Genomic DNA, 12,415 nt, shown 5'->3' on the forward strand with positions numbered 1-12,415 from the left:
GACCCGCGACGACGCGCTGGAGCTCGGCGAAGCCAGGCCCGATTACATTTTCTTCGGCCGCTTCGGCTACGACAACAAGCCTGAGCCGCATCCGCGCAACCTGTCATTGGGGCAATGGTGGGCGCAGATGATCCAGATTCCTTGCATCGTCGAGGCCGGTTCCGATCTTGCCTCCGTCGAAACGGTGGCCGCCACCGGCGCCGAATTCGTCGCGCTGTCGAGCGCCGTGTTCGCCGACGGCGTCGATCCGAAGGTGGCGATCGCCCGGGCCAATGCCCTGCTCGACGACACAGCGCCGCGCTTCGAGGATTGACGTGTCCCTGGCAAGGCTTTCCCTTCAGGCCCTGCTTGCGGCGGTGATGATCCAGGCCGCCGCCGCCGAAACCATACCCTTGCCGCAGCGCAAGCCTGAAACCGGCATGCACACCGACAAGCCGATCGAAAACCAGCTGCCGCAGCCAGCCACCACGGCGGAGCCCGCACCGCTGCCCTCGGTCGACAGCGTCAATCCCGACCGCTTCGGCGCCAAGCCGGCGGACGCCGCCTATGGCGCGTTCCAGCGCGGGCTTTACAAGACCGCCTATAATCTGGCCCTGGTCCGTGCCCAGAACGGCGACCCGGCGGCGCAGACGCTGGTGGCCGAGATCCTGTCGCGTGGGTTGGGTGTGCCGTTGAACTCCGCCGAGGCCGCCAAATGGTACGCGCTTGCCGCCGAGCAGGGCGTGCCGGAATCGCAGTTCCAATATGCGCTGATGCTGCTCGACGGCCGTTACGTCAAGAAGGACGCGAAGGGAGCCTATGCCCTAATGCAGGCCGCCGCCGAAGCCGGCAACCAGCTGGCGCAATTCAATTTCGCGCAGATGCTGGTCCAGCAGGATCCCGGCGACGCCGGCCTGGCCAAGGCGGTTTCCTACTATGAGCGCGCTGCCGCGACCGGTCTCGCCGACGCGCAATACGCCATGTCGCAGATCTATGCCAACGGCGTCGGCGGCAAGCCGCGCGACGATGCACAGGCACGGCGGCTGCTGGCGCAGGCCGCCCGTCAGAACTACGACACCGCGCAGATCGATCTCGCCGCCTGGATGATCGAGGGCCGCGGCGGCGCGCGCGACCTGAAATCGGCTTTCGGCTGGACGAAACAGGCCGCCGAAGGCGGCAATGTCGCGGCCCAGAACCGCCTGGCAAAACTCTATATGCAAGGCATCGGCACCGATCCGGACCTGGTGCTCGCCGGCGCCTGGTATATCGTTGCCCGCCGCGCCGGCCTCATCGATCAGGAGATGGACGATTTCCTGCAAGGGCTGAGCGATGACCAGACCAAGCAGGCCCTGCAGAAGGCGAACCGCCTGCCCTGAGGACAGCGCGCGCTCATTGCATGTGATCCAGGACGACTTTGCCGAAGGGCGAGCCGCGTTCGAGATGGCGGAAGGCGCCGGCTGCCTCCCGCCACGGCAAGACCTTGTCGATCACCGGCCTCAACCGGTTGACGGCGAGGGCCCGGTTCATCGCCTCGAAGGATTCGCGTGAACCGACCGGAATTCCGCGTGCCCGGACCTGGCGGCGAAAGATGTCGAGCGGATTGATTGCACCCTCGCTGCCACCGAGATAGCCGATCACATTGATCTGGGCACCGCGCGCCGAAGCCCTCAGCGACTGGGCGAAGCTTTGCGGGCCGCCGACTTCGATGATGTGATCGGCGCCACGCCCACCGGTGAGCGCCAGCACGGCCGACGCCCAATCCGGGTCGCTGCGATAGTTGATGCCGTCATGGGCGCCAAGCGCCTTTGCGCGTGTGAGCTTGTCGTCGCTGCTCGACGTGACGATGACGTGTGCCCCGGCGGCAGCCGCAAACTGCACTGCAAACAGCGAGACGCTGCCTGTGCCCAGGCTCAACACCGTCTCGCCGGGCTTCAACCGGCCTTCGGTGAACAGCGCATGCCAGGCCGTCACGGCGGCGCAAGGCAGCGTCGCGGCTTCGACATCGCTCAGGTGCTCCGGCGCAAGGACGGCCGCCTGTTCATCCAGCCTGGCGAACTCGCTGAGCAACCCGTCGATCGGGCCGCCCCGTTGATAGGAGGGCTCAGCCATGGCGAAACTGCCGCCGACCCAACGCTGCCAGAATGTGGCGCAGACACGATCGCCGACCTTGAAGCGGGTCACTTCGGCGCCAACCGCAACCACTTCGCCGACGCCATCCGAAAGCGGCACCAACGGCAGCGCAAAGGCAGTGTGGTAAATGCCACGGGCGATTTCCACGTCGCGGTAGTTGAGCGCGGTTGCCCTGACCCTGATGATCATCTCCTGGCGCCCGGGTTCCGGCATTGGCCGCTCGACCAGTCTGAGGTTGTCGATGCCGCCCGGGTGCTGCAATTCGATGGCCTTCATTGTCTTTCCTTTCCGTCTGGAGGACCTGGAAAGGAAAATCGCTTGCCTTGGTCATGATTTCAAATTCATAATCATCAGGATAATTATGCATTTGGAGCACTGTTGGAAATGCTGGAGGAATTACGCACGCTCGTCCTGTTCGCCGAGGAGGGCTCGATCCAGAGCGTGGCCCGCCGCCTGCCTCTGACGCAGCCTGCCGTCACGCGTCAGATGCAGCGACTGGAGGATATGCTCGGGACGACGCTTCTCGATCGCCGGCAGAAGCCGCCGCGCCTGACCACGGCGGGACTGGAGGTCTTGGAGCGCGCGAAAGACATACTGGCTTCGGTCGAGGCTCTGAAAGCCTTCGCCGCCGACACCGAGCCGCAAGGCGTGCTGCGTGTCGGCCTGGCACATGGCCTGTCCGACGCGGGCGTTGCGGGCGCTATAGCCAGCGCGGCTGGGGCGTTTCCAAAAATATCCTTGCGGCTCAAGACCGGCTGGAGCGCGGAGCTGATCGAGCAGTTCGAACGCGGCCAACTCGACATGGCGATCGTTCTGCGATCCGCCGATCATGAAGGCCCGGACGCGCTTGGCACGGAACGCCTCGCCATCATAGCGCCGGCTGGCACCACCAAACCCCGTCTCACGGACGCCGCCTGGGCTTCCAGGCCCTGGGTGCTTAGTCCCGAGCCTTGCGACGCGCGTCAGAGGCTCCTGGCCATTCTGGGCGGCGAACGGCATCGGCTCGTTATAGCGGCGGAAATTCAGGACCCGGCGATGCAGATGGAATGGGTACGTCGGGGACACGGCCTCAGCCTCATGCCGTCGCGGCTTGCCGCGCGCGGACTTCCCGACGACCTCGCGCTTGTCGATACCGGAGATCTCGATCTTTCATTGCAGGTGGTGGCCCTGCGCTCTCCGCACCTCAACCGCCTGGCAAAGGCCGCGCAGGCCATTGAAAAGACCGTCGGCGATGTCCTGGAGGTCGAGACCTGACGCCGGCTTGCCGGCCGGAGCCGATCCGCCCTCCCTTGCCTCTCCGGGCGATTTGTGGTCTTGGAGCCTTAAATCGCTTGTCACGGCGAACATCCCATACCAACGGCCTGGCCGTTGGCAGCATCCCGGATCCCATCATCATGGCCAAGATCAATGGCAACGAAATCCGTCCCGGCTATGTCATCGAACACGATGGCGGCCTCTGGGTGGCGGTCAGGACCAACACCGTCAAGCCCGGCAAGGGCGGCGCATACAACCAGGTCGAACTGAAGAACCTCATCAACGGCACCAAGCTCAACGAGCGCTTCCGTTCGGCCGAGACGGTCGAGCAGATCCGGCTCGACCTGAAGGATTTTTCCTTTCTCTACGAGCAGGAAGACGCGCTGGTGTTCATGGACACCCAAAGCTACGAGCAGCTCGAACTGAACAAGGATTTCGTCGGCGACCGCGCCGCGTTCCTGCAGGACGGCATGATGGTGACGGTTCAGCTCTACGAGGAACGGCCGATCGGCATTTCGCTGCCCGACTATGTGACGCTGACCATCACCGAGGCGGATCCCGTGGTGAAGGGCCAGACCGCAGCGTCCTCCTACAAGCCGGCGGTGCTGGAAAACGGCATTCGCGTGCTGGTGCCGCCCTTCATCGGCGCCGGCGAACGCATCATCGTCGACACCAACGAAATCACTTACGTGCGCCGCGCCGACTGATGCGTGCCGCCCAGAAGTGGCCCCGGATTTGGGTCACCGGCATGCATCGAGACAGAGTTTAAAGCGCCGCACCAGGAAGAAGCACTATGGCACGCTCAGCCCTCCTCAACGTCATGGTCCAGGCCGCAATGAAGGCCGGCCGCTCGCTGTCGCGCGACTTCGGCGAGGTCCAGAACCTGCAGGTCTCGATGAAGGGGCCCGGCGACTATGTCAGCCAGGCCGACCGCAAGGCCGAGGACATCGTCTTTGCCGAATTGTCGAAGGCACGCCCTGGCTACGGCTTTCTGATGGAAGAACGCGGCGCGGTCGCCGGCGATGACAGCCAGCACCGCTGGATCGTCGATCCGCTCGACGGCACCACCAATTTCCTCCACGGCATTCCGCTTTTCGCAGTCTCCATCGCGCTCGAGCGCCAGGGCCAGATCGTTGCCGGCGTCATCTACAATCCTGCCATGGACGAGCTCTACACCACCGAGCGCGGCGGCGGCGCCTTCATGAATGATCGCCGCCTGCGCGTCGCCGGCCGCACGAAGCTTGTCGACACGGTGATCGGCTGCGGCGTGCCGCATCTCGGCCGCGGCCACCACGGCAATTTCCTGGTCGAGCTGCGCAACGTCATGGCCGAGGTCTCCGGCGTCCGCCGCATGGGCTCCGCCTCGCTCGATCTGGCCTATGTCGCCGCCGGGCGCATGGACGGGTTCTGGGAAGTGGGCCTGTCGGCCTGGGACATCGCCGCCGGCCTGCTCTTGATCCGCGAAGCGGGCGGCTTCGCCTCCGACATCGATGGCGGACAGGATATGCTCGACACCGGCACGGTCGTCGCCGGCAATGAGATCATCCAGCGCGCATTGCTGAAGACGGTGAAAAAGCCGCTCCCGCCGCGCTGAACGGCCGCAGTCGCAAAACCGCAAACAAAGCTTGAAATACTGTCCGGCGGTTGCCCAGATAAAGGGTGACGCTAGGACGATAGATGATCAACACGCCGTCACAGATCGAGATTCCGTTCATCGGACGCTGGCATTATTCGCGCGCCGAGATGATCGCCGACGGGATCGTCCATGCGGTGGGCATCGTGCTGGCGATCACGGCCGGCTCGGCGCTGCTGGCGCTCGCCGCCTTCCGGGTCGGGCCCGGCGAATACATCGCCGCCGTCTTCTATGTCGTCTCGCTGCTCACTGTTCTGTCGGTATCGTTGACCTACAATCTGTGGCCGGTGACCTCGCCCGCGAAGTGGATCTTGCGGCGTTTCGATCATGCCGCGATCTATCTGTTGATCGCCGCCACCTACACACCCTTTCTCGCCCAGTTGGGAAACTCGCCGCTGGCGCGCTGGATGATCGTTCTGGTCTGGGCCGCGGCGGCAACGGGCATTGCCATCAAGGTGTTTTTCCCCGGCCGCTTCGACAGGCTGGCGATCGTCTTCTACCTTGCCATCGGCTGGAGCGGCGTCATCCTTGTCAAACCGCTCGTCGAGACGCTGCCGACCACGTCGATCATGCTCATCGTCGCCGGCGGCGTCGTCTATTCCTGCGGCGTGATTTTCTTCGCCTGGAAGGCGCTGCGCTTCCACAACGCCCTGTGGCACGGCTTCGTCGTCACCGGCGCCGGTCTGCACCTGGCGGCCATGGTCGACTGCCTGGTCATCAACCGCCTTTGAGGCGCCGGCTCCTAAGGCTACCTGTGGCAATATTGCCAAGCACCATTCAATTTGGTCACAATTCCGTTTAGAGTCGCCACCTACGTGATCGGCGGCAGCGGCATCGGAAACGGGGCACGGATGGCTTTTCTCAGATCCTTCGGCATGGGCAGGCGCTCCGACGTACTGGTCTACGATCCACACAAATTGTCGAGTCCGCAGGTCTTCCTGCTCACCATGGTCATCTTCCTGGCCATCGTCGCCTTCATCGCCGCCATCTTGACCCGCCAGGTCACCACCGCTTTCGTCACCAATCCCGGCCTCAATGGCCTCATCGTCGGCGTGCTCGTCGTCGGTATCCTGCTGGCCTTCACGCAGGTCGGCCGGCTGTTTCGCGAGGTGCGCTGGGTCAACTCCTTCCGCGCCGGCTCGGAGACGACGGAACCGGTGCTGCTGGCGCCGATGAAGGCGATGATCGGCCGCTCGTCGTCGATGGCCTTTTCGACCTCATCGATGCGCACAATGCTGGATTCCATCGCCACGCGCCTTGACGAAAGCCGCGACACCTCGCGCTACCTGGTCGGCCTGCTGGTGTTTCTCGGCCTGCTCGGCACTTTCTGGGGCCTGTTGAATACGATCGGCTCGATCCGCGAGACCATCGAGTCTCTCGATCCCGGCACCGGCGATGCCGCGGCGGTGCTCGATTCGCTGAAGCAGGGCCTGTCGGCGCCGCTGGCCGGCATGGGCACCGCCTTCTCGTCCTCGCTGTTCGGCCTCTCCGGCTCGCTCGTGCTCGGCTTCCTCGACCTGCAGGCCGGCCGCGCCCAGACGCGCTTCTACACCGAACTCGAAAACTGGCTGTCCTCGGTCACCGACCTGTCGTCCGACATCGTCGTCTCCGACGCGGCCAGGACCGAACCCTCCGACGAAATCCGCCTGTTGTCGGAGCGGCTGCGCAGCATGCAGGAGAATGGCGGCGGCTCCAACCCGCGCGTCGCCACCGCCATGGCCAATCTCGCCGACGGCATTTCCGGCCTGGTCAAGAACATGCGTTCCGAGCAGCAGATCATGCGCGATTGGGTCGAGGCCCAGTCCGACGAGCAGAAGGCGATGCGCAACACGCTGGAAAAGATCGCCGACGCGCTGAAGAAGCCCGGGGTGCACTAGCATGGCGCTTGCCAGGGGCCGGCGTACCGATCGCCGCATCGATTATTGGCCTGGCTTCGTCGACGCGCTGTCGACCCTGTTGCTCGCCATCATGTTCCTGCTCACCGTCTTCGTGCTGGCGCAGTTCCTGCTCGGCCGCGAAATCTCCGGCAAGGACACGGCGCTGTCGCGCCTCAATTCGCAGATCAACGAACTGACCCAGCTTCTGGCGCTGGAGCGCTCGACGGCGCAGGACAAGGAGGATTCGCTCGCCAATCTGCAGGCGTCGCTGTCGGCGGCTCAGGCGGAAAAGAGCCGGCTCGAACAGTTGCTGGCACAAGGTGCCGGCGCCGGCGACGCCGCCAACCAGCGTGCCGCCGAGCTGGGCGGCGAACTGGACAGCCAGCGCCAGATCAGCCAGCAGGCGCTGAGCCAGGTCGAGATCCTCAACCAGCAGATCGCGGCCTTGCGCAAGCAGATCGGCGCGCTCGAGGATGCCCTCAACGTCTCCGAAACGCGCGACCGCGATTCCAACACCAAGATCGCCGATCTCGGCCGTCGCCTGAACGTGGCGCTGGCGCAGCGCGTGCAGGAATTGAACCGCTACCGCTCCGATTTCTTCGGGCGCCTGCGCGAAATCCTCGCCGATCGCGAGAACATCCGCATCGTCGGCGACCGCTTCGTGTTCCAGTCGGAAGTGCTGTTCCCGACCGGCTCCGAAGTGATCAACGATGCCGGCAAGGTCGAGATGAAGAAACTCGCCGACGCCATCATCGAATTGCAGAAGGAGATCCCGCCGGAGATCAACTGGGTGCTGCGCGTCGACGGCCACACCGACAACAAGCCGCTGTCCGGCAATGGCCGTTACCGCGACAATTGGGAACTGTCGACGGCACGCTCGACCTCGGTGGTCAAGTTCCTGATCGAGAACGGCGTGCCAGCCAACCGGCTGGTCGCCGCCGGCTTCGGCGAGTTCCAGCCGCTCGATCCCGCGGACACCGACGAAGCGCGCAACAAGAACCGCCGCATTGAACTGAAGCTCACCGAACGTTGATCCATCATCACGCGAACTCACGCGAAATTGTTCGCCAGCTCAACTCTAGGGCGCAGTGATCGGCCGGCAAGGCCTGAAAAGATTATCTTTTTTTAATTACACTTCGCGCCAAAGCACTCCTAGCTTGCCGCACAGGGCCGGGAACCGCCGGCGATGCCTCTCCCATCGCGACGCGACGGAACCGGACGGCCCACGTTCGGAACGCGGAGCGGCAAGACCGCTCCCTTCCCAGCAAAAGGAGGCGCCGTCATGCGCTCTTCAGCATCTCTCAAGACTGCAATCCTTGCCGCAATTCTGATCGCCGCCCCGCTTGCCGGCGCCTATGCCGCTGGCCATCACAAGGGCGCTCTCGACGCGACCGACCCGACCGACATGACGGGCCCGCGTGTCGAGGCGCTCGTTCAGCAGGTTCAAGGTGTCCACCAGGGCATCGCCGACGCAAGGCAGGCCAAAAACATCACCCCGGCCGTCGCGGAGCGCCTGGAAATGCGAACGGCCCGCATCGGTCAGGCCGCCGAGAAGATAGCCGCGTCGGATCACGGCAGGATACCGGCCGCGCAATACCATGACCTGCTGCGCCGGCTCGACAATGTCGACCAGCGACTGAGGGTCGATACCGGCACCGGTTTCCTGATGGGCGACGGCTCCGACGGCGGAAACTATCCGAACGGCTGAGGCCATCTGCCTGGAAGCGTCCCAGAGGAAGGGACCAACTGGCGTCTTCGGGACCCCAATCCCGCGGGCGTCCTTTTTCCTCGCCAGCCCATCTACCAACCGAGCCAGACCGCGATCAGGGCGACCACCGCCGGAACGGTCTGGATGAACAGGATCTTGCGGCCGACCGTCGCCGCGCCATAGAGACCGGCAACGGCCACGCAAGCCAGGAAGAAGACCTTGACCTGGAAACCGGCGGAGCCGAGGTAAAGCCCCCAGATCAGGCCGGCGGCGAGGAAGCCGTTGTAGAGGCCCTGATTGGCGGCGAGCACTTTGGAGGCGCTGGCGAATTCCGGCGTCAGGCGGAATGTCTTGTGCCCGCGCGGCGTGTCCCAAAGCACCATCTCGAGATAGACGATGTAGGCATGGATCAATGCCACCAGCCCGACCAGGATGTTGCCGATCATTCCGCTCCCCTTCATGCGTCGCCGGCAGCATTTCATGCTCGACCTCGCCTGCGCAAGCTGCATCCGCCGGATGGTATCCGAGGGTTGCCAATGCTTTTGCGTTGGTGTCTTTTCGCGCCGTCCTCAATCACGGAAGCCGCCATGTCCTTTCACAAACTCGACGACCTCGGCCACAAGCTCGAAGCGCTTGAACATGCGCTGGCCATCCTCGGCGCCGATGAAGCGACCCACATGGCCGTCGGTGGCGGCGAGAAGCGCGCCGAGGCGATGGCGGCCCTTGCCGGCATGTATCACACCAGGGCGACCGCACCGGAAATATCGGACTGGATCGCCGCCGCTGAAGGCGAGGCATTGGACGATGAGCAGCGGGCGGCTCTCGCCGAGCTGCGGCGGCAGTACACCAACCTGACCTGCCTGCCGGTCGAGTTCGTCGAACGCCAGACGACGGCGCGCATGCGTTGCGAGCAGCTATGGCGCGACCTGCGCGCCAAGAACGACTGGGCTGGCTTCCAGCCGGCGCTCGAGGGCGTGGTGGCGCTGGTGCGCGAAGAGGCGGCCCTGCGCTCCGACGTGCTAGGCCTTGCCCCCTATGACGCGCTGATGGAGCAATTCGACCCTGGCAACCGCACGGCTGACATCACTCCTGTCTTCGCCGACCTGAAGGCCTTCCTCAAAGGCTTCGTGCCTGAGGCGCTGGCGATCCAGGAAGCGCGGCTGCGCAAGCATCCGCTGAAGCCGCTTTCGGGCACCTATGCGATCGACCGGCAGCGCGAACTCGGCCTTGCCATGATGGCCGCGGTCGGCTTCGACCTGACCCACGGCTCGCTGTCGGTGTCGCACCATCCGTTCTGCGGCGGCGTGCCCAGCGACGTGCGCATCACCACCCGCTACAAGACATCGGATTTCCTGTCGGCGCTGATGGGCGTGCTGCACGAGACCGGGCATGCGCTCTATGAACAGAACCTGCCCAAGGCATGGTCGCACTGGCCGCTCGGCAAGGCCCGCGGCATGGCCGTGCATGAAAGCCAGAGCCTGTTCGTCGAAAAGCAGATCGGCCGCAATCCCGCCTTCTGGCGCTGGGCGCTGCCGGTGGTGGAAAAGCATCTCGGCGAAGCCTGGTCGCTCGACGATATCCTGCCACATGTGCATCGTGTCGAGCGTGGCCTGATCCGTGTCGACGCAGACGAAGTGACCTATCCGCTGCATGTCATCCTGCGTTACGAACTGGAGCAGGAGCTTGTCTCCGGCCGCCTGGAGGTGGCTGATCTGCCCGAAGCCTGGGATGCCAAGATGCGCGACTATCTCGGCCTCTCCACCATCGACAATCCGGCCGATGGGCCGATGCAGGACGTGCACTGGCCGGGTGCCGCCTTCGGCTATTTCCCCTCCTACACGTTGGGCGCGATGATGGCGGCGCAGCAATGGGCCGCGCTGGTGCGCGAACATCCTTCAGCCGACGACGACCTGGCGAAAGGGAATTTCGCGGCCATCAACGGCTGGCGTCGCGAGAAAATCTGGTCGCAGGGGTCGCGATGGTCGACGCCGGACCTGCTCGAACGCGCCACCGGCGAAAAACTCAACGCCATGTATTTCACGGAGCATTTGCGCAAACGATACGGAACTGCGTGAGGCGACGCTGTAGTCGCCGGCCGAAACGCGCCCGCTATTCAGCCGCGCCCCTGAAGGCGCTGGCGCCGGTCTCGAATTGCAGCTTGGCCAGCCGCGCATAGATGCCGCCCTTGGCGACCAGGCTCTGATGCGTGCCTTCCTCGACGATGCGGCCGCCATCCATGACCAGGATCCTGTCGGCCTTCAGCACCGTCGCCAGCCGGTGGGCGATGACGATGGTGGTGCGCCCCTGCATCAGCCGCTCGAGCGCCGTCTGCACCAGCGTCTCGCTTTCGGCGTCGAGGGCGGAGGTCGCCTCGTCGAGCAGCAGGATCGGCGCATCGCGCAGGATGGCGCGGGCGATGGCGACCCGTTGGCGCTGGCCGCCCGACAGCGTCACGCCACGTTCGCCGACCGGGCTGTCATAGCCATGTTCGAGCTTGAGAATGAATTCGTCGGCAAGCGCATCCTTAGCCGCGGTCTCGATCTCGGCCTCGCTGGCACCTGGACGGCCAAAGCCGATATTGTCGCGCGCGCTCGCCGCGAAAATGGTGACATCCTGCGGCACGATGGCGATGCGCTCGCGCACCGAAACCGGATCAGCTTCGCGCACGTCGACGCCGTCGATCAGGATCTTGCCGGTTTCGGGATCGTAGAAGCGCAGGATCAGCGAAAAGACGGTGCTCTTGCCGGCCCCTGAAGGACCGACGATGGCCACCGTCTCGCCGGGTTTGACCGAAAAACTCAAGCCATGGACGGCGGCGCGGTCGGGTCTTGCCGGATAGGAGAACGAGACATCATCGAAGATGATCGCGCCTTTGGCGGCCGCAGGCAACGGCTTCGGATCGGCAGGCGCCTGGATCGCTGGTGTCTCGGCCAATATCTCGGTCAGCCGTTCGGCGGCGCCGGCTGCTTGCGCGAGTTCGCCCCAGACTTCCGACAGCGCGCCGAGCGCGCCGGCGGCGAACACCGAATAAAGCAGGAACTGCCCGAGTGTGCCGGGCGACAGATTGCCGTCAAGCACGTCGCGCGAGCCGAACCACAGCACCGCAACGACCGAGGAGAAAATGGTAAAGATAGCGAAGAAGGTGAGGAAGGAACGTGCGAAGATAGAGGCCCGCGCCGCCTCGAAGGCCGCTTCCACCGCACCCGAAAACCGTCCAGTGACCAGTGTCTCATTGGTGAACGCCTGCAGCGTGCGCACCGCGCCGATCTGTTCGCTGGCATAGGCTGTAGCGTCGGCAAGCGTGTCCTGCGCCTGCCTCGACTTGCGACGCACCGAGCGGCCAAAGGCGACCAGCGGCAGCACGATGACCGGTATCGCGGCAATGACCAAGCCGGACAGTTTCGGGCTGGTGACAACCATCATCGCCAATGCGCCGAGGCCAAGGATGACGTTGCGCAGCGCGACCGAGGCCGTGGCGCCGACCGCCGATTTGACTTGTGTGGTATCGGCGGCAAGCCGCGACACGATCTCGCCGGACTGGGCGGTGTCGAAGAAGGCAGGCGACAGCGTCGTCACATGGGCAAAGACATCGCGTCTGATGTCGGCGACGACGCGCTCTCCGAGCGTGATGACGAAATAGTAGCGGCCGGCCGATGCCGCCGCCAGCACGGCGGCCATCGCCACCAGGGCGGCGAAGTATTCGGCGATGAAACTGGTGCTGGACGACGAGAAACCATGGTCGATCATGCGCCGCACCGCCAGCGGCAGCGCCAGCGTCGTTGCCGCTGCGATGACCAGCGAGATGAGGGCGCCGACCACCAGCGTGCGATATCC

General features: G+C 64.6%; 13 protein-coding genes. 10 read left to right on the plus strand and 3 right to left on the minus strand.

The window, feature by feature from the left end; genetic code table 11:
- On the plus strand, positions 1-313 hold a 313-nt coding region (locus EOA36_RS12785), incomplete at its 5' end, for a thiamine phosphate synthase (RefSeq protein ID WP_189553199.1).
- Between the two features lies 1 nt (position 314).
- Positions 315-1,355, plus strand: coding sequence for a tetratricopeptide repeat protein (locus EOA36_RS12790; RefSeq protein WP_127277947.1), 1,041 nt, complete (start codon positions 315-317; stop codon positions 1,353-1,355).
- Positions 1,356-1,368: 13 nt separating this feature from the next.
- Here the strand turns inward: EOA36_RS12790 and EOA36_RS12795 are convergent, their stop codons facing one another.
- Positions 1,369-2,385 (minus strand): NAD(P)-dependent alcohol dehydrogenase, encoded by a 1,017-nt coding sequence (locus EOA36_RS12795; protein ID WP_127277948.1) that lies wholly within the window; start codon positions 2,383-2,385, stop codon positions 1,369-1,371.
- 108 nt (positions 2,386-2,493) lie between these two features.
- Here EOA36_RS12795 and EOA36_RS12800 point away from each other — a divergent pair, with 108 nt between their 5' ends.
- From EOA36_RS12800 to EOA36_RS12830, 7 genes are all read left to right on the plus strand, one after another.
- Entirely contained in the window at positions 2,494-3,363 is an 870-nt protein-coding gene (locus EOA36_RS12800) for a LysR family transcriptional regulator (protein ID WP_127277949.1), read from the plus strand.
- Between the two features lie 140 nt (positions 3,364-3,503).
- Positions 3,504-4,070 carry an elongation factor P gene (gene efp / locus EOA36_RS12805; RefSeq protein WP_027141779.1) on the plus strand — a complete coding sequence of 189 codons (567 nt, stop codon included), beginning with the start codon at positions 3,504-3,506 and terminating at the stop codon, positions 4,068-4,070.
- An 86-nt stretch (positions 4,071-4,156) separates the two neighbouring features.
- Positions 4,157-4,957, plus strand: a complete 801-nt coding sequence (locus EOA36_RS12810; RefSeq protein ID WP_127277950.1) for an inositol monophosphatase family protein — start codon at positions 4,157-4,159, stop codon at positions 4,955-4,957.
- 83 nt (positions 4,958-5,040) lie between these two features.
- Positions 5,041-5,727 (plus strand): hemolysin III family protein, encoded by a 687-nt coding sequence (locus tag EOA36_RS12815; RefSeq protein ID WP_127277951.1) that lies wholly within the window; start codon positions 5,041-5,043, stop codon positions 5,725-5,727.
- A gap of 120 nt (positions 5,728-5,847) precedes the next feature.
- The gene (locus EOA36_RS12820; protein ID WP_127277952.1) at positions 5,848-6,873 is read left to right on the plus strand and encodes a MotA/TolQ/ExbB proton channel family protein; all 1,026 of its coding nucleotides are present in this window, start codon (positions 5,848-5,850) and stop codon (positions 6,871-6,873) included.
- 1 nt (position 6,874) lies between these two features.
- A complete protein-coding gene (locus EOA36_RS12825; protein ID WP_127277953.1) occupies positions 6,875-7,906 on the plus strand; it encodes a peptidoglycan -binding protein in 1,032 nt (343 codons plus the stop codon).
- Between the two features lie 249 nt (positions 7,907-8,155).
- The gene (locus EOA36_RS12830; RefSeq protein WP_127277954.1) at positions 8,156-8,581 is read left to right on the plus strand and encodes a hypothetical protein; all 426 of its coding nucleotides are present in this window, start codon (positions 8,156-8,158) and stop codon (positions 8,579-8,581) included.
- A gap of 92 nt (positions 8,582-8,673) precedes the next feature.
- Here the strand turns inward: EOA36_RS12830 and EOA36_RS12835 are convergent, their stop codons facing one another.
- Positions 8,674-9,027, minus strand: a complete 354-nt coding sequence (locus EOA36_RS12835) for a DUF1304 domain-containing protein (protein WP_127277955.1) — start codon at positions 9,025-9,027, stop codon at positions 8,674-8,676.
- 141 nt (positions 9,028-9,168) lie between these two features.
- Here EOA36_RS12835 and EOA36_RS12840 point away from each other — a divergent pair, with 141 nt between their 5' ends.
- Positions 9,169-10,656, plus strand: a complete 1,488-nt coding sequence (locus tag EOA36_RS12840) for a carboxypeptidase M32 (protein ID WP_127277956.1) — start codon at positions 9,169-9,171, stop codon at positions 10,654-10,656.
- Between the two features lie 34 nt (positions 10,657-10,690).
- Here the strand turns inward: EOA36_RS12840 and EOA36_RS12845 are convergent.
- On the minus strand, positions 10,691-12,415 hold a 1,725-nt coding region (locus EOA36_RS12845; protein ID WP_127277957.1), incomplete at its 5' end, for an ABC transporter transmembrane domain-containing protein.

This window comes from Mesorhizobium sp. M8A.F.Ca.ET.021.01.1.1, from assembly GCF_003998025.1.
Classification (GTDB): Bacteria; Pseudomonadota; Alphaproteobacteria; order Rhizobiales; family Rhizobiaceae; genus Mesorhizobium.

Coding starts and splice junctions, on each gene's coding strand:
- EOA36_RS12795 (WP_127277948.1), bottom strand. CDS start 2,385: ATGAAGGCCATCGAATTGCAGCACCCGGGCGGCATCGACAACCTCAGA.
- EOA36_RS12800 (WP_127277949.1), top strand. CDS start 2,494: ATGCTGGAGGAATTACGCACGCTCGTCCTGTTCGCCGAGGAGGGCTCG.
- efp (WP_027141779.1), top strand. CDS start 3,504: ATGGCCAAGATCAATGGCAACGAAATCCGTCCCGGCTATGTCATCGAA.
- EOA36_RS12810 (WP_127277950.1), top strand. CDS start 4,157: ATGGCACGCTCAGCCCTCCTCAACGTCATGGTCCAGGCCGCAATGAAG.
- EOA36_RS12815 (WP_127277951.1), top strand. CDS start 5,041: ATGATCAACACGCCGTCACAGATCGAGATTCCGTTCATCGGACGCTGG.
- EOA36_RS12820 (WP_127277952.1), top strand. CDS start 5,848: ATGGCTTTTCTCAGATCCTTCGGCATGGGCAGGCGCTCCGACGTACTG.
- EOA36_RS12825 (WP_127277953.1), top strand. CDS start 6,875: ATGGCGCTTGCCAGGGGCCGGCGTACCGATCGCCGCATCGATTATTGG.
- EOA36_RS12830 (WP_127277954.1), top strand. CDS start 8,156: ATGCGCTCTTCAGCATCTCTCAAGACTGCAATCCTTGCCGCAATTCTG.
- EOA36_RS12835 (WP_127277955.1), bottom strand. CDS start 9,027: ATGATCGGCAACATCCTGGTCGGGCTGGTGGCATTGATCCATGCCTAC.
- EOA36_RS12840 (WP_127277956.1), top strand. CDS start 9,169: ATGTCCTTTCACAAACTCGACGACCTCGGCCACAAGCTCGAAGCGCTT.